General features: G+C 64.5%; 13 protein-coding genes and 1 tRNA gene. 10 read left to right on the forward strand and 4 right to left on the reverse strand.

Annotated features, from left to right (window positions below; translation table 11 throughout):
* Nucleotides 1-33: 33 nt before the first annotated feature.
* Both JQN66_RS06080 and JQN66_RS06085 read left to right on the forward strand, forming a co-directional pair.
* Nucleotides 34-110 (forward strand) — tRNA-Pro (locus JQN66_RS06080).
* A 74-nt stretch (nt 111-184) separates the two neighbouring features.
* Nucleotides 185-1,015 (forward strand): PhzF family phenazine biosynthesis protein, encoded by an 831-nt coding sequence (locus tag JQN66_RS06085; protein ID WP_204677044.1) that lies wholly within the window; start codon nt 185-187, stop codon nt 1,013-1,015.
* A 26-nt stretch (nt 1,016-1,041) separates the two neighbouring features.
* On the opposite strand, the gene JQN66_RS06090 is transcribed toward JQN66_RS06085, so the two are convergent.
* Nucleotides 1,042-1,497 carry a hypothetical protein gene (locus tag JQN66_RS06090; protein WP_204677045.1) on the reverse strand — a complete coding sequence of 152 codons (456 nt, stop codon included), beginning with the start codon at nt 1,495-1,497 and terminating at the stop codon, nt 1,042-1,044.
* A gap of 233 nt (nt 1,498-1,730) precedes the next feature.
* Between JQN66_RS06090 and JQN66_RS06095 the strand changes: the two genes are divergently transcribed.
* Both JQN66_RS06095 and JQN66_RS06100 read left to right on the forward strand, forming a co-directional pair.
* Nucleotides 1,731-3,443 (forward strand): ABC-F family ATP-binding cassette domain-containing protein, encoded by a 1,713-nt coding sequence (locus JQN66_RS06095; protein ID WP_204677046.1) that lies wholly within the window; start codon nt 1,731-1,733, stop codon nt 3,441-3,443.
* A 152-nt stretch (nt 3,444-3,595) separates the two neighbouring features.
* Nucleotides 3,596-5,485 carry an FAD-binding monooxygenase gene (locus JQN66_RS06100; RefSeq protein WP_204677047.1) on the forward strand — a complete coding sequence of 630 codons (1,890 nt, stop codon included), beginning with the start codon at nt 3,596-3,598 and terminating at the stop codon, nt 5,483-5,485.
* A 193-nt stretch (nt 5,486-5,678) separates the two neighbouring features.
* Here JQN66_RS06100 and JQN66_RS06105 read toward each other — a convergent pair whose 3' ends face one another.
* Nucleotides 5,679-6,038, reverse strand: a complete 360-nt coding sequence (locus tag JQN66_RS06105) for a DUF488 domain-containing protein (RefSeq protein WP_188948557.1) — start codon at nt 6,036-6,038, stop codon at nt 5,679-5,681.
* Between the two features lie 240 nt (nt 6,039-6,278).
* On the opposite strand from JQN66_RS06105, the gene JQN66_RS06110 reads away from it, so the two are divergent.
* The 4 genes from JQN66_RS06110 to JQN66_RS06125 all read left to right on the forward strand — a co-directional run bounded on the left by JQN66_RS06110 (nt 6,279) and on the right by JQN66_RS06125 (nt 8,923).
* The gene (locus tag JQN66_RS06110; protein WP_188948558.1) at nt 6,279-6,731 is read left to right on the forward strand and encodes an FHA domain-containing protein; all 453 of its coding nucleotides are present in this window, start codon (nt 6,279-6,281) and stop codon (nt 6,729-6,731) included.
* Between the two features lie 75 nt (nt 6,732-6,806).
* The gene (gene ftsR, locus JQN66_RS06115) at nt 6,807-7,562 is read left to right on the forward strand and encodes a transcriptional regulator FtsR (RefSeq protein ID WP_239464195.1); all 756 of its coding nucleotides are present in this window, start codon (nt 6,807-6,809) and stop codon (nt 7,560-7,562) included.
* A 41-nt stretch (nt 7,563-7,603) separates the two neighbouring features.
* Nucleotides 7,604-8,086: a bifunctional nuclease family protein gene (locus JQN66_RS06120; protein WP_188948559.1), complete on the forward strand. Its 483-nt coding sequence runs from the start codon at nt 7,604-7,606 to the stop codon at nt 8,084-8,086.
* Between the two features lie 246 nt (nt 8,087-8,332).
* Entirely contained in the window at nt 8,333-8,923 is a 591-nt protein-coding gene (locus JQN66_RS06125) for a MerR family transcriptional regulator (RefSeq protein WP_188948560.1), read from the forward strand.
* 104 nt (nt 8,924-9,027) lie between these two features.
* On the opposite strand, the gene JQN66_RS06130 is transcribed toward JQN66_RS06125, so the two are convergent.
* The gene (locus JQN66_RS06130; RefSeq protein WP_188948561.1) at nt 9,028-9,843 is read right to left on the reverse strand and encodes a ParA family protein; all 816 of its coding nucleotides are present in this window, start codon (nt 9,841-9,843) and stop codon (nt 9,028-9,030) included.
* 362 nt (nt 9,844-10,205) lie between these two features.
* Between JQN66_RS06130 and JQN66_RS06135 the strand changes: the two genes are divergently transcribed.
* On the forward strand, nt 10,206-13,658 hold the full coding sequence (locus tag JQN66_RS06135; protein ID WP_204677048.1) for a pyruvate carboxylase: 3,453 nt from the start codon (nt 10,206-10,208) through the stop codon (nt 13,656-13,658).
* 134 nt (nt 13,659-13,792) lie between these two features.
* A complete protein-coding gene (locus JQN66_RS06140) occupies nt 13,793-14,335 on the forward strand; it encodes a hypothetical protein (RefSeq protein ID WP_204677049.1) in 543 nt (180 codons plus the stop codon).
* Here JQN66_RS06140 and JQN66_RS06145 read toward each other — a convergent pair.
* Nucleotides 14,308-16,119 carry an AMP-dependent synthetase/ligase gene (locus JQN66_RS06145; protein WP_188948564.1) on the reverse strand — a complete coding sequence of 604 codons (1,812 nt, stop codon included), beginning with the start codon at nt 16,117-16,119 and terminating at the stop codon, nt 14,308-14,310. The two genes, JQN66_RS06140 and JQN66_RS06145, sit on opposite strands and share 28 nt — an antisense overlap.
* Nucleotides 16,120-16,167 lie beyond the last annotated feature (48 nt).

Here is a 16,167-nt window from a genome sequence, read left to right on the forward strand (position 1 = left end):
CTCACGACTTGGGGATAACGGCTGCGAAGGCATCGGGCTATGGCGCAGCTTGGTAGCGCGCCTGACTGGGGGTCAGGAGGCCGTGGGTTCGAATCCCGCTAGCCCGACCACAAGATCAACCCCGGCGAGCATCTCGCCGGGGTTTTTCGCACCCGGAAACCGGCAGCCGACTGAGGGGAGAACGATGCGCCGCAGGTTCATGCAGGTCGACGTGTTCAGCCAGGACCCGTACAAGGGCAACCCGCTGGGGGTCGTGCTGGACGGCGACGGGCTGAGCACCACGCAGATGCGGGACTACTCCAGCTGGTCAAACCTCTCCGAGGTCACCTTCGTGCTGCCGCCGAGCGACGGGCGCGCGGATTTCCGCTTCAGGATCTTCGCCGGGCAGCAGGAATTCCCCTTCGCCGGCCACCCCACCCTGGGCACCGTCAAAGCCTGGCTGGCATCCGGCGGGAGCCCGCAGAACCCTGCAGAGGTGCTCGCCGAATGCCAGGCGGGCCTGGTTCCCGTGCGGGTGCAGGAGGACCTGCTGTCTTTCCAAAGCCCCGCGCTGCTGCGCTCCGAGGCGCTCGACGCTGCCCAGGTCCGGCAGATCAGCGAGCTTTTGGGCATCGACTCCGCGGCGATCGCCGCCGCCTTCTGGGCCGACAACGGCCCGGGGTGGCGCGCGGTGCTGCTGGACAGTGCCGACGCGGTATTGGCGCTGGCGCCGGATGCGTCGCGGCATCGCGGCGTGTGGAAGATCGGGGTGCTGGGGCCGCTGGCTTCGGGCGGCTTCGAAGTCCGGGCGCTGAACTTCGCGGACGGCGTCCTGCGCGAAGACCCTGTCACCGGAAGCCTGAACGCCGCCGCGGCCGAATGGCTTCTCGCGCACCAGCTGGCCGAAGCCCCGTTCTGCAACCGCCAGGGCACCGTGCTGGGACGTCGCGGGCGGGTTGAATTCCAGCAGGATCACGGGGTCTTGTGGACCGGCGGCGCAACCCACGTGTTGATCGACGGCCATATCGATCTCTGAGCACCGCGGTGGGAACCCTGAAGGCATCAGGCCTGGCTGGTGTCCAGCTCCTCGGCGCGCGCCACCACGCTGACCTTGCTGCCCAGCACGGACACCGACACGGACTTCAGCGACGGATCATCGAATTCTTCGAGCAGCCGCAACGCAAAATACTTCAGGTCCCGATCCGTGGTGGGCTCCGAGCCGTTGACGCTCAGCTGCAGCTCGCCGGGCTTCGAGGCGCCCCAGCTGATGATCCGGCGTTCGGCGGTTCCCGACATCCACAGCTGCGCCGCGGAATCATCGCGCAGCCAATAGGCCTCCATCAACCCGTCCGCCCAATGCTGGCCTTCAACGGCCTCGCTGCGTTTCCTGTCCAGTTCTGGTTGTTGGCTCGGGGACACCGCCGGGGCCGTGGGCGGGCTTTGCTCGAACTCCAGCGGCGCGCAGCCGACCAGGGCGCAGGCGAGCAACAGGGCGCTGGGCACTGCAAGCTTGCGCATGGGACCTCCTGGATTGCTGCACTCATGATTCTAGTTGGCGTACGGCGTCATTGCCCGCGCCCGCGGCCGCGAGTAGGCTGAATCCATGGGTACGTTGCATCTTTAAGACGTCCGCCGCGTTGAGCCGAGCTCCGCGACGGACAGTTCCGCACCGCCGCGCCTCAATCGCGGCGGGGCCCTTCAACGTACCGGTTGCGCCTGCAGTGCGGACCGCCAGCAGATAACGGATAGCCATGACCCGCAAACACGACCCCTCGAATACCCCTGCCGCCGAGCCGGACGCGGTTCACGCCGCGGAATTCACCTGCCGGCTTGTCGATTTGAGCGTCAGCTTCGGCGACCGCGATGTCCTGGACAATATCGAGCTGGTGGTCGGGCCCGCCGACCGGATCGCGGTGCTCGGCGACAACAGTTCGGGAAAATCTACGCTCCTTCGGGTCCTGGCCGGGACGCTTGCGCCGGATCGCGGCGAGCGGCTTGCCACCGTGCCCGGGGCCATCGCCTACGCCGCGCAGAATCCGCAGTTCCCCGGCACAGCCAGCATTGCCGAGGTCATCGATTCGTATCACCACCGGTTGCGGCGGCTGGAGCAGCTGATCGAAGCCATCGGGGCGCGGCTTGCAACGGCTGGCGATGCAAAGGCCCAACGGCTGCTGGCCCAGTTGGAGCAGGTGACCGACTTGTATGAGGCGGCCGACGGATACTCCGTGGGACCGCGGCTGGACAGCGCGCTGCAGCAGCTGGGACTCGGGCGGGTTTCCCGCGACACCCCGGTCAACTCGCTGTCCGGGGGCCAGCGCTCGAGGTTGGCCCTGGCCTGCGTGCTCAGTTCCGGTGCGCAGCTGCTGCTGCTCGACGAGCCGACCAACGACCTCGATGACGACGCGCTGCATTGGCTGGAAGCCGCGCTCCAACGGCATCGCGGCGCGCTGGTGCTCGTCAGCCACGACCGCGTTTTCCTGGAGCGCTTCGCCCGGCGCATCATTCTGGTGGAAGGCCGGAAGCTGAAGGCCTACGGCGACGGGTACCGGGGGTTCTTGCGGGCCAAGGAAACCGAGCGCGCTGCCGCCATCGCTGCATTCGAACGCTGGCGCGAGGATCTGGAACGCTCCGAGACCCTGGTCTCCAAGAATGCCGCACGCGTGGCGGACATTCCGCGAAAACAGGAAAAAGCCGCCTTCGGCCACGGCGCCTTCAGGCTCCGCAGCAGGAACCATGGATCGACCAGCAAGATCCGGCAGGCGAAATCGCGGATCGAAGAACTCGAATCCCACCCCGCGCCCAGGCCGGCGGACCCGCTCGAATTCAGGATGCCGCACGGCGGCGGCGCTCCGGACGGGCAGCGGCCACTGCTGCATTCCGCCGGCGCTGCGCGGCCCGGTGCTCCGAGGCTGTTGCTCGGCGAGATGACCCTGGCGGCGGGGGAGCGGTGGCTGGTTGGAGGGCCCAACGGCGCGGGCAAAACCACGCTGCTGAAGGTGCTGGCAGGCGAACTTCCCGTGCAGCGCGGCATGCTCCACCGTCGTGAAGGTCTGCGTGTCGGATGGCTGCGGCAGGAACTGGGCGAGCCGCCCGGGGACACCGTGATCGAGGCGTTCGCCGCTGCGCTGGGGATCTACCAGGACGAGGCGGTATCGCGAATCGTCAAGCTCGGCCTCTTCGCTCCGCGCGACCTATTCATGCATCCTCGTGCGCTGTCGGCCGGCCAGCAACGCCGGCTGGAACTGGCGATCGCGGTGAGCCGGGAGGCCGACCTGCTGTTGCTGGACGAACCGACCAACCACCTGTCGCCGGATCTCGTCGAGCAGTTGGAAGCTGCCGTGGCGGAGTATCCGGGAGCCGTTGTCACCGTGACCCACGACCGGCGCTGGAGGGAAAAGCAGGCAGGGCAGCGCGGGGTCCGGCTGCTCGACATCGTGCACGGTACGGTGCGTTTCGAGCGATGAGCCAGGAGCCCGCGCGATGCTCTCCGACTTTTTGTGAAGTGCATTCTTGTGCGCTGGTTCACCGCTCGGATACAGTTATAGTGCGATAAAAGAACTGAGCGTTCGATTATTGAACAAATGATTTGCTTGACTCAGCTGAATGGGGAGAAACAGTGCAGTTTCATCACAATGGATACGTCTCGGAAGACCCGCGCATCAAACCCGCGGCGGGCACCGGAATCGACCGACTCGTCGACCTGCCAGACACCATGGACGTGCTCATTGTGGGTGCCGGACCGGCCGGCATCATCACCGCGGCCCAGCTCTCCCAATTCCCGCAGGTGCATACCCGTATCATCGACCGCCGTCCGCATCGCCTGCAGATCGGCCAGGCCGACGGCATCCAGTCGCGCACGGTAGAAACCTTCCAGGCCTTCGGCTTCGCTGAGAGCATCGCCGCCGAGGCCTACCGCATCACCGAAACCACCTTCTGGAACCCGGACCCGCAGAACCCGGAGCGTATCATCCGCACCGACCGCACCCCGGATGATCCGACCGGCGTGAGCGAATTCCCGCATCTGGTGGTGAACCAGGCCCGCGTCATCGACTATTTTGCCGACTTCGCCCGGAACTCGTCCGCCCGCATTGAACCGGACTACGGCTGGGACTTCGAGACCCTGGTCGTCGACGACGAGGGGGAGTACCCGGTCAAGGTCACCCTGGCGGGGACCGGAGAGGGCAACCAGGGGCAAACCCGGGTTGTGCGCGCCAAGTACGTGGTCGGCGCGGACGGCGCCCGCAGCCAGGTCCGCCGTTCCATCGGCGCCACCCTTTCGGGCGACAAGGCGAACCACGCGTGGGGCGTCATGGACACCCTGGCCCTGACCGACTTCCCCGACGTGCGGATCAAGTCGGCCATCCATTCAAGCAACGGCTCCATTCTGCTGATCCCGCGCGAGGGCGGCCAGCTGTTCCGCCTCTACGTGGACCTGGGCGAGGTCGCGGAGGACGACAACGGCAAGGTGCGCCAGACCTCGCTGGAAGAGATCATCCAGCGCGCGCAGGCGATCCTGCAGCCGTACACGCTGGATGTGAAAAACGTCGCCTGGCACAGCGTCTACGAGGTGGGCCACCGCCTCACCGACCGCTTTGACGACGTGCCGCTGGAGGAGATCGGCTCCCGCGATCCCCGGGTCTTCATCACCGGCGACGCCTGCCACACGCACTCGGCCAAGGCTGGCCAGGGCATGAACGTGTCCATGCAGGACGGGTTCAACCTGGCTTGGAAACTGGGCTACGTGCTGACCGGCCGCTCGCCGCAGAGCCTGCTGGCTACCTATTCCGCCGAACGCAAGGTCATCGCCAAGGATCTGATCGACTTCGACAAGAAGTGGTCCTCGCTCATGGCCGCGACCCCCGAAGAGCTCGAAGGCCAGGAGGGCGTCGCCGAATTCTACGTGCGCACCGCGGAATTCCCGGCCGGCTTCATGACCGAATACCAGCCCTCGGAACTGACCGCGGCGAACGAGTTCCAGCACCTGGCAACCGGTTATCCGGTGGGCAAGCGCTTCAAATCGGCCGAGGTCATGCGCTTGGGCGACAGCAACCCGGTGCACCTGGGCCACCACCACCGCGCCGACGGTCGCTACCGGATCTACGTCTTCGCCGACCAGACCCCGGCCGGAGCGGCATCGCCAGTGGCGCAGCTGTCTGACTGGCTGCTGGGTTCCGAAGACTCCCCGCTGCTGCGCTTCACGCCGGCCGGTGCCGACATCGATTCAATTTTCGACGTCAAGGTCGTCTACCGCCAGGACTACACCACCATCAACCTCAATGACGCGCCGGCGGTCTTCCGCCCGACCTGCGGCGAGTTCGGCCTGATGGACTACCAGAAGGTCTACACGGCGCTGGAGGGCAACGACATCTTCGCCCAGCGCGGCATCTCCGAGGAGGGAGCGATCGTCATCGTGCGCCCGGACATGTACGTGGCCAACGTCTTGCCGTTGCAGGCAACCGACGCGCTGCGCGACTTCTTCACCCCGGTCATGCGCGAGCAACGCTAGGTGATGGGCGAGCCGTTGGATGGCAAACGACATCCGACGGCTCGTCCAGGAATTTTCACCCCGCGCCGAAGGTTGACCATTGATGAAGGCCAACCAACGAGGGGAAACATGAGCCAAGAATTTTCGTTCAACCTGCAGAACGTCGTCGAATCGGACATGGCTTGCGTGGACGGCGTGTGCTTCGTGCCCGCCGCTACGACTGAAGTTGCGGAAGAAGATAATCCCGCAGCACCACCGCGTGATTGACCTCTTCGCTTTTAGCGCCGTAAACAAACGTCACCGTAGGATGCTGCGCCAGCAACTCCAGGAATTCGTCGACCGCGGGGTTCTGGTTCAGTTCCTCACGATAGTGTTCAGCGAACTCCGAGAACCGATCCGGGTCGTGATGCCAGGCCTTGCGAAGTTCCGAGCTTGGCGTCACCGACTTGGCCCACTTCTCGATTTCCAGTTGCTGCTTGGTCAAACCACGAGGCCAGAGCCGATCCACCAGAATCCTGTAGCCGTCCGAATCCGAAGGATCCGCATAGGCACGCTTCAGGAGAATCTCGGTCATGACGCTCACCCTTTCACTACCTGCCAAGGGGCCCGAGGATATTTTGGACCCCGAACTGTCTCCGATACTTGCATGATCCCATGAATGAACAGGGACGGAGCTGGAAATATCGGCTTTTCTGTTATCGCGCACCTCTTGAGTAGGCTAATCTGGAAATAGTTTGGTAGAGCGTATCGAACTATTGTTGAATACGAGGTCGTCTTGCACGAACTTAACGCAGAACTTTCTGGAGGACCACAAATGTCGGAAAATGGGCCGGTAACCCCGCACAACGAGTCTGCGTCCGAGACGACCAATATTTCGCTTCCCTCGTTCCAGAGCTCATCCGAACCCGCCGTCATCTACGCGCTGAGCGAGGACGAGAAGCGAGCAGTGGCCGCGTTGCCAGCCGGATCCGCATTACTCGTGGCCCATACCGGACCGAACAAGGGCGCACGCTTCCTGCTGGATACCGACGAAAGCATCGCCGGCCGTCACCCGAACGCGGACATCTTCCTTGACGATGTCACGGTCTCGCGCCGCCATGCCAAGTTCGCGCGAACCGACAAGGGCTTCACGCTGACCGACATCGGTTCGTTGAACGGTACCTACATTAATGGCGACCGCATCGACTCCATTACCTTGACCAACGGCGTCCAGGTGCAGATCGGAAAGTTCCGACTCAATTTCTACCAGAGCGTGCCTAACCTTTAAACTAGTCCAGTTAGAGGTTTCGTTGCTGGCGCCGATCGCGCCGGCAACCACGTAATTACCGAGGTGTTAGTTCTTTTGCCGATGTTCAACGTAGCCAGCAGCCCACGACTCGAGGCGATCCGTCACGAAGGCGTGCGGCAGGCTGCGCTTAACATCGGCGAAGTGCTGGCGGAGCTCAAGGACGAATTTCCACGAGTCACCGCATCGAAGATCCGGTTCCTTGAAGACAAGGGCCTGATCATCCCGCAGCGCACCTCAGCTGGCTATCGCAAGTACAGCGCGACCGATGTCAGCCGCCTGCGTTTCATCCTCTCCGTGCAGCGCGACCAGTATCTTCCTTTGAAGGTCATCAAGGACCATCTGGACGCCGTGGACCGCGGCGAATCACCGGCAGCACTGCCGGGTGGCGCCCCGGTGGCTCCCGTTGTCGTCGGCAAGGACCTGACCGAAGCGGTGGAAAACCACTCCCGGTTTGTGTCCATGGCGGAACTGCAGGGCATCACCGGCGCCAGCGAGGCGCTCGTCCATGACCTGATCAAGTTCGGCTTGATCGAGCCACAGGGCGGTTTGTTCGATTCCAACGGCATCCGCATCACCAAGTCCGCCGTCCAACTTTCCAACCACGGCATTGAACCACGACACCTGCGCCAGTTCAGAACCGCCGCCGAGCGCGAATTTTCGCTGATCGAATCGATCGTGGGCAACGAGCTGCGCAAGCCCGAGGTTTCTGCCAGGGCGCGGGCCGCGGAAGAAGCCCAGGAAATTTCACGCCAGTGCCTGGAGCTGCATGAAGCTCTGGTACAGCGTGCTATTTCCCAGATCGATCGCTAAGCTGAAGTCAGCGACGAGTTTTCAACCCTCAGGGGGCTATCATGCTGGATCTGGAGTTTGCGGGAATCCGCATTCAACTGCCGGCGAATCAACCGCTGCTGCTGCTCAAGCAGCACGAAAAAGAACTTTATCTGCCGCTCTGGATCGGTGCCCCTGAAGCATCCGCCATCGCAATGTCGGAGCAGGGACTGACCCCTCCGCGGCCCATGACCCACGATCTGATGATCAATGTCTTCGAGGCGCTGGGCATCACCTTGGACCGGGTGGAAATCGTATCGGTCCAGAACGCGGTCTTCGCCGCCGAGCTCGTGCTCTCCAACGGCAAGCGCGTGGACTCCCGCTCCTCGGATGCGGTGGCTCTGGCGGTGCGTGTGCAGTGCCCTATCAAGTGCACCGAAGAGGTCATGCAGGAAGCCGGGGTCATCATCGAAGGGGCCGCCGATAGCGAGGAGGCCCCCGAAGAACAGATGCGGGAGTTCCGTGAATTCCTCGACACCATCGATCCCGAGGACTTCTCCTCCTAGCTCGCAAGGACGCGTCTCCTGCCGGTCATGGCGCCACTTTTCTGCGGTCGGCATTCGGATAATTCCGACACGCCTTAAAGTTAAACTTGAAGGTCTTTGACCCCGGTTGATTATGGCCGTACCGTCGTTGCATAGGGATATTTTCCGCCCACCCGGTCTCGTGCTCATTCATCACTCGCACCCTGCCGGACGGCGAATATCCTGACTCTCGCAAACGGCACGTGCTTACACGCAAGGAGCAATTGGATGGAGACAAGCCAGACAGGCCCACATTACGGGGCTCACGGCGGCGTTCAGCGATCCAATGCCCAGGGCCTCCTCTTCACCGATGACCTGCCGCAGCTGGACGAGCACGCGGGGTACCGCGGGCCCATCGTCTGCAAAGCCGCGGGAATAACCTACCGCCAGCTCGACTACTGGGCCCGCACCGGTCTGGTCGAGCCAGCGGTACGAGGCGCCAAGGGTTCAGGCAGCCACCGGCTGTATTCCTTCCGCGACATCCTGGTCCTCAAGGTCGTCAAGCGCCTGCTCGACACCGGGGTATCGCTGCAGCAGATCCGTACCGCGGTCCTGCACCTGCGCGAACGCGGGGTCGAAGATCTCGCGCAAATCACCCTGATGAGCGACGGCGCCTCGGTCTACGAGTGCACCAGCGCCGACGAGGTCATCGATCTTGTCCAGAAGGGCCAGGGAGTCTTCGGCATCGCCGTGGGCCGCGTCTGGCGCGAGGTTGAAGGTTCCCTGGCCCAACTTCCTTCGGAGAACTCAGAACGGCAGGAGCCGGGGGATGAGCTGGCAGCACGTCGCGCGGCCAAGGCCGCCCGTCAAGTCGGCTAACGGGTTCAACAGCCCAACAGATATTAAAAGGTATGGTCCGAACTTCCTCAGGGAAGTTCGGACCATACCTTTTGTGTTTGAAGCCTTGCGCCGCGAAGCGACTTCTAGGAGTTCGGCAGGGCGGCCTTGTCCATGACGTCCTTGAGCAGGGCATCGAACTGGGTGAGCATCGGCGCGGTGCTCTTGGAGGGCCACTGGTGTACCGAGTACGCGGCTCCCTGGATCTGCTGCCATTCTGGGTGCTCGGGGATTTCCGGCTTCACCATGGAATCACCGAACATCTGTCGCATTTCGGACAGGCGGAAGGCGTGCTCTGCGGAGTCCTTGCGCACGCGGTTGGCGACAACGCTGACCGGGCCCAGCGACGGGGCGAACTCTCGGCGGAACAGCTCCAGGGCACGCTGGGTGCGTTCGGTGCCGGCCACGGAGAACAGGCTCGGCTCGGCCACGAGGACCAGCTGATCCGAGGCGCTCCATGCCATGCGGGTCAGGCCATTGAGCGATGGCGGGCAGTCGATGAGGACCAGCTGGTAGCCGCTGGTACGGCTGAGCAGCTGGGTGAGGCGGCGAAGATCCCTGGTGCGCAGGTCGGGGCGGTCGTAGATGCCGGTGAAGGCATCGCCCACCGCCACGTCAAGAACCGGGATCCGGGTGCGGGACTTCTTTTCAGCGGCCTTTGACTGCCAGGCGGAAGCGACCACGTTGTCCTGCAGACGCACGCGCCGGGCGTTTTTCAGCATTTGCCCGATGGGCTGCTTGCCATTGGCGCGCACTCCAAGGCCGGTGCTTGCGTCGGCATGTGGGTCGAGGTCGATGACGAGGGTCGGAATCCCTGCGGCCAGTGCTGCTGAAGCCAGACCGAGTGTTACGGAGGTTTTTCCCACACCACCCTTGAGGCTGCTGATGCTCACTACGTGCACGGACCAGACCACGCCTTTCGCTGTTCGATTCTTGAACGTCCCGCCGAATATTTAAGTCTCTCCTCATCATAGTGTGCCCGGTGCCGATTCCCCGACTTTGCAACGGCGGTTTTCGAGGTTTGACCTAACTTAGTGATTAAAAGTGATTAAAACTTCAGCGCCGGCGCATATTTCCTATGGTCTGACCACACTGCGAAATGTTTGGGTGATCTAGACCTCGTCCGTGTAGGGTGATTGGAGAACGTGCTCGAACGAGCATTTTTGAGAGACCCGACACACCGGTCTCGGGCCATTGGAGTTCCGGGAGCTACCTTCCGATATCCGGCCTGAATCCATGTGTGCTGATTCGATGTAGGGACACTATGTTTGAAAAAATCTTGGTCGCCAACCGCGGGGAAATCGCAATCCGCGCTTTCCGTGCCGGCTATGAACTAGGCGCAAAAACCGTTGCAGTCTACCCGCACGAAGACCGCAACTCCGTTCACCGCCAGAAGGCCAATGAGGCCTACCAGATCGGCGAAGAGGGCCACCCGGTCCGCGCCTACCTGAACATTGACGAAATCATCCGCGTCGCCAAGGAAGCCGGCGCAGATGCAATCTACCCGGGCTACGGCTTCATGTCGGAAAACCCCGACCTGGCCCGCGCCGCTGCCGAGAACGGCATTAAGTTCATTGGCCCGAAGGCCGAAATTCTTGAACTTGCAGGCAACAAGGTTGCAGCACTGAAGGCCGCCAAGGCTGCCGGCATTCCAGTGCTCGCCTCCTCCGAGCCCAGTGACGATGCTGAGCTGCTCATTGCCGAAGCAGACAAGATCGGATTCCCGATCTTCGTCAAGGCCGTTGCAGGCGGCGGCGGACGCGGCATGCGCCGCGTCGACAAGCGCGAAGACCTGCCCGAGGCACTGGGCGCCGCCATGCGCGAAGCCGGTACCGCCTTCGGCGACTCGACCGTCTTCCTGGAGCAGGCGGTGCTCCGCCCTCGCCACATCGAGGTGCAGATCCTCGCTGACGAGCACGGCAACATCGTCCACCTGCACGAACGTGACTGCTCGCTGCAGCGCCGCCACCAGAAGGTTGTGGAGATCGCCCCGGCCCCGAACCTGGACGAGAACATCCGCCAGGCGCTGTTCCGCGACGCCGTGAAGTTCGCCGAGGCCCTGGGCTACCAGAACGCCGGCACCGTCGAGTTCCTGGTTGACACCGTGGGCGAGCGCGCCGGACAGCACGTGTTCATCGAGATGAACCCGCGCATCCAGGTGGAGCACACCGTGACCGAGGAAGTCACCGACATCGACCTGGTGCAGGCGCAGATGCGCATCGCCTCGGGCGAATCGCTGGCCGACCTGGGCATCACCCAGGACACCATCCAGGTGCGCGGCTGGGCGCTGCAGTCCCGCATCACCACCGAGGACCCGGCCAACGGCTTCCGCCCCGACGTCGGAACCATCACCGTGTACCGCTCCGCAGGCGGTTCGGGCGTGCGCCTGGACGGCGGCACCATCTACGCCGGCGCCGAGGTCTCCCCGCACTTCGACTCGATGCTGGTGAAGCTGACCTGCCGCGGCCGCGACTACGCCACCGCAGTATCACGCGCCCGCCGCGCCCTGGCCGAGTTCCGCATCCGCGGCGTCGCAACCAACATCCCGTTCATCCAGAACGTGCTCAATGATCCGCAGTTCATTGCCGGCGACGTTGCTACGGACTTCATCGACTCGCGTCCTGACCTGCTGACTGGCAACGAGTCGCAGGACCGCGGCACCAAGGCCCTGAACTACCTGGCACACGTGACCGTGAACCAGCCCAACGGGGAGCGCATCGAGGGCATCGACCCGCGCAAGAAGCTGCCTTCCTTCCCGGGCGACAAGTCGGACGAGCCTGAGCGTTCGCCGTTCGACGGGCCGTCGCGGACGGCGCATCCGGCCGACGGCTGGCGCCAGAAGCTGCTGGAGCTGGGCCCGGAGGGCTTCGCCAAGGCGCTGCGCGATTCCACCGCCGTGGGCATCACCGACACCACCTTCCGCGACGCGCACCAGTCGCTGCTGGCCACCCGCGTTCGCACCCGCGACCTGCTGGCCGCCGCGCCGGCCTACGCGCACACCGTGCCGCAGCTGTTCTCCATGGAGGTCTGGGGCGGTGCGACCTACGACGTGTCGCTGCGCTTCCTGGGCGAAGATCCGTGGAAGCGACTGGAGCTGCTGCGCGCCGAGCTGCCGAACATCCCGCTGCAGATGCTGTTGCGCGGCCGCAACACCGTGGGCTACACCCCGTACCCGACCGAGGTGACCGACGCCTTCGTGAAGGAAGCCGCCGCCGCGGGCATCGACATCTTCCGCATCTTCGACGCGCTGAACGACGTGTCCCAGATGGCCCCGGCCATCAAGGCAGTGCGTGAGACCGGCACCGCCGTGGCCGAGGTGGCCCTGTGCTACACCGGCAACCTGCTGGATGCCAACGAGAAGCTGTACACCCTGGACTACTACCTGGACCTGGCACAGCAGATCGTCGACGCCGGCGCGCACATCATCGCGATCAAGGACATGGCGGGCCTGCTGCGCCCGGCCGCGGCGGCCAAGCTGGTCACCGCGCTGCGCGAGCGCTTCGACCTGCCGGTGCACCTGCACACCCACGACACCTCCGGCGGGCAGATGGCGACCCTGATGGCAGCCATCAACGCCGGCGTGGACGCCGTGGACGTGGCCAGCGCCGCCATGGCCGGAACCACCTCCCAGCCGTCGGCCTCCGCACTGGTGGCCGCGCTGGAGTTCACCGAGCGCGACCCGGGCCTGTCCCTGGACGCCGTCGCCGCGCTGGAACCGTACTGGGAAGCCGTGCGCTCCATGTACAAGCCGTTCGAGTCCGGGCTTCCGGCGCCGACCGGACGCGTGTACCAGCACGAAATCCCCGGCGGACAGCTTTCGAACCTGCGCCAGCAGGCCATCGCCCTGGGCCTTGGCGAGCGCTTCGAGGCCATCGAGTCGATGTACGCTTCGGTCAACGCCATGCTGGGCAACGTGGTCAAGGTGACCCCGTCCTCCAAGGTGGTCGGCGACCTGGCGCTGCAGCTGGTCGGCTCCGGCGTTCCTGCCGCGGACTTCGAGGCCAACCCGCAGAACTACGACATCCCGGATTCGGTCATCCAGTTCCTCTCGGGCGAACTGGGCAACCCTCCAGGTGGCTGGCCTGAGCCGTTCCGCACCAAGGCGCTGCAGGGCCGCAGCGTGAAGGCCCACATCGAGGACCTGAGCGCAGAGGACGCCGCGGCGCTGACCGGCGACTCGGACACCATCCGCGCAACGCTCAACCGCCTGCTGTTCGCCGGTCCGACCCGCGATTTCGCGGCCTCGGTGGAGAACTACGGCGACCTGTCCGTGCTGCATACCCGCGACTACCTCTTCGGCTTGGTCCGCGGCCACGAGCACGTGATCTCGCTGGGCACCGGCGTTCGCCTGCTGGTCAAGCTGGTCTCCGTCTCGGAAGCCGATGAGAAGGGCCTGCGCAACGTCGTGGTCACCCTCAACGGCCAGTCCCGCCAGATCAGGGTGCGCGACGAGTCGGTGGAGTCCACCGTCAAGACCGCTCCGAAGGCCGATCCGAACAACGCCGGCCACGTGGCCGCCCCGTTCGCCGGTGCCGTGACCGTCAACGTCCAGGTCGGCGACCTGATCGAGGCCGGCCAGTCGGTGGCTACCATCGAAGCAATGAAGATGGAGGCCGGCATCACTGCGAACTCCTCCGGCGTCGTCACCCAGATCACTCTGAACGGCACCAGCCAGGTTCAGGGCGGGGACCTGCTGGTGGTCATCGAATCGAAGTAGCCGCTTCGGCACGGTAAATCCGCTGCACCTACATCGTGGCCCACGACGCATGTCGTGGGCCACGATGTGTTTATGGCACGATCATTGGGACGGCGCCGCACCCGGCGCCGGCATGTTACGACCCAGGAGGGAATATGAAGGCTGGCAGGAACACTCCCGGCGGCGTGCCTGCCGCGCGCCAGCAGCAGGCCAGGGAGGTCGCCGCAGCACGCAGCGAACTGGGCGTGCTGCTGTTCACCTTGGATCCGGCCCTGCCGCAGGCGGAGCTTGCCCAGCAGCTGGCCGAGCAGTTCGCGGAACTGCAGCTGCCCTCCCGCGTGGCCACCGCCGGGCCGCAGCGGGTTGCGGCGGTCATGGACGGCAGCTTCACTGGAATCGACGTACTCGTTGTGCTCGGGGACGCGGGCGCCGACACCGAAGACCGGCTCATGGAACTGGTCGAATGGCTGTTGGCCAACGGGCGTGGGGCCCTGGCTGAAAACCTCATTTTCGCCCAGCTGGGCCAGCCGCCCAAGCACCGCCCGGTTCCTGCCTTCGCCCGCGTGGTGCTGGAGCGGAATTTCGCCGCCGAGGCACGGAAAAGCGGCCTCAGGTTTCCCTGGGCCGCTTCCTCCCATCCCTCATGGGAGCTCGCCGGAGCCGTGCTGGACTATGCCACGGGCTTGGGCGCCGAGTAGATGTCCTCGATCATCGCGTCATAGTCGCTGAGCACCACGGCGCGCTTGATCTTCATCGACGGGGTCAGGTGCCCCGAGGATTCGGTGAAATCTTCGGGGACGACGCGGAACGCGCGGATGGATTCCGCCCGGCTGACCGAGGTGTTCGCCTTGTCGATGATCTTCTGGATGGTCAGCAGCACCTCGGGGTGCGTGGACAGCTCGTCCATGGACAGGTTCTTGTCCAGGTGGTGGCGCTCCAGCCAGCCGGGCACCGCCTCGGGATCCAGCGTGACCAGGGCCGAGATGAATGGACGCCCCTCGCCGACGACGACGCACTGGGAGACCAGCGCATCGGCGCGGATCTGGTCCTCAAGCATCGCCGGAATGACGTTCTTGCCGCTGGCGGTGACGATGATCTCCTTCTTGCGGCCGGTGATTTTCAAGAACCCGTCGGCGTCCAGCTCGCCGATGTCCCCGGTGTGCAGCCAGCCGTCGGTGAAGGTTTCGGCTTCCAGATCGGGCCGGTTGCGGTAGCCGCGCATCACGCACACGCCCTTGGCCAGGATCTCCCCGTCGTCCGCGATGCGCACCGCATTGCCCGGCAACGGCTTGCCCACGGTGCCGATCTTGATGCGGTCCAGGGTGTTCACGGTGACCGGCGCAGTCGTCTCGGTCAGGCCGTAGCCTTCGAGCACCGTCACGCCGATGCCGTTGAAGAAATGGCCCAGGCGTTCGCCCAGCGGTCCGCCGCCGGAAACCGCGTGGCGGATATTGCCGCCCATGGCATTGCGCAGCTTCTTGTACAGCAGCGCGTCGAAGAGCTTGTGCTTCAGGTTGAGCCCCAGCGGGATCTTGCCGTCCTGCTCGGCCCGCGAGTACTTCACCGCCACGTCCACGCCTGCATGGAAGATCTTGGATTTGCCGCCGTCTTCGGCCTTGAGCATGGCCGAGTTGTAGACCTTCTCGAACACGCGCGGCACGGCAAGGATGAAGTTCGGTTTGAAGGACTGCAGGTCTTCGAGCAGGTGCTTCACGTCCGGGGTGTGGCCGGTGCGGCAGCCGGCGGCCACGTTGACCACCGAGATGAAGCGCGCGAAGACGTGGGCCAGCGGCAGGAACATGATGGTGGAGGCACCCGGGTAGACGGCTGCCGGCAGCTCGGCCACCGCGTTCTCCGCCAGCTCCACGAAGTTCGAGTGCGTCAGTTCGCAGCCCTTGGGCCGCCCGGTGGTCCCCGAGGTGTAGATGATGGTCGCGGTGTCCTTGAGGGTCGCCGAGCTGCGGCGCGTCTCCAGTTCTTCGTCGCTGACGTCCTTGCCGTCCTTGGCAAGTTGCTCCAGGCCCTCGCCGAACTGCCAGACATGGTCCAGGCAATCGAGCTGCTCCTGATGTGCCGCCTCGCGGACTACGGCTTCGTGCGCTGGGCTTTCCACCACGACGGCCACGGTTTCGGAATCCGCGGCGATCCAGGCGACCTGGCTGGGGGAGGAGGTCTCGTAGATCGGGACGGTCACACAGCCTGCGTACCAGATCGCGAAGTCGACCAGGGTCCATTCGTAGCGGGTCCGGGCCATCAGGGCGATGCGGTCACCGGCGTTGATGCCATTGGCGATGAAGCCCTTGGCGATGGCCGCGGCTTCGGCGGCGAACTGCGAAGCGGTGACATCCTGCCAGGCGCCGCCGGGAGAAGGTTTGGAGAAGAGGGCCGGATTAGCAGCTGAATTCGCGTGGCGCAGCAGCAGGTCGGTGATGTTCGACTCTGCCGGCGAGTGGATGCGTAGCGGCGTGCTGTATTCGCGCATCTGTGTCTCTTCTCCTGAACTCGGTGTGACCCGGTGGGCAATGCGGGG

This window comes from Glutamicibacter protophormiae (assembly GCF_016894325.1).
GTDB lineage: Bacteria > Actinomycetota > Actinomycetes > Actinomycetales > Micrococcaceae > Glutamicibacter > Glutamicibacter protophormiae.

What these genes read in the sequence shown, in the direction of transcription:
- JQN66_RS06085 (WP_204677044.1), top strand. Translation starts at nt 185, where the DNA reads ATGCGCCGCAGGTTCATGCAGGTCGACGTGTTCAGCCAGGACCCGTAC.
- JQN66_RS06090 (WP_204677045.1), bottom strand. Translation starts at nt 1,497, where the DNA reads ATGCGCAAGCTTGCAGTGCCCAGCGCCCTGTTGCTCGCCTGCGCCCTG.
- JQN66_RS06095 (WP_204677046.1), top strand. Translation starts at nt 1,731, where the DNA reads ATGACCCGCAAACACGACCCCTCGAATACCCCTGCCGCCGAGCCGGAC.
- JQN66_RS06105 (WP_188948557.1), bottom strand. Translation starts at nt 6,038, where the DNA reads ATGACCGAGATTCTCCTGAAGCGTGCCTATGCGGATCCTTCGGATTCG.
- JQN66_RS06110 (WP_188948558.1), top strand. Translation starts at nt 6,279, where the DNA reads ATGTCGGAAAATGGGCCGGTAACCCCGCACAACGAGTCTGCGTCCGAG.
- JQN66_RS06120 (WP_188948559.1), top strand. Translation starts at nt 7,604, where the DNA reads ATGCTGGATCTGGAGTTTGCGGGAATCCGCATTCAACTGCCGGCGAAT.
- JQN66_RS06125 (WP_188948560.1), top strand. Translation starts at nt 8,333, where the DNA reads ATGGAGACAAGCCAGACAGGCCCACATTACGGGGCTCACGGCGGCGTT.
- JQN66_RS06135 (WP_204677048.1), top strand. Translation starts at nt 10,206, where the DNA reads ATGTTTGAAAAAATCTTGGTCGCCAACCGCGGGGAAATCGCAATCCGC.
- JQN66_RS06140 (WP_204677049.1), top strand. Translation starts at nt 13,793, where the DNA reads ATGAAGGCTGGCAGGAACACTCCCGGCGGCGTGCCTGCCGCGCGCCAG.
- JQN66_RS06145 (WP_188948564.1), bottom strand. Translation starts at nt 16,119, where the DNA reads ATGCGCGAATACAGCACGCCGCTACGCATCCACTCGCCGGCAGAGTCG.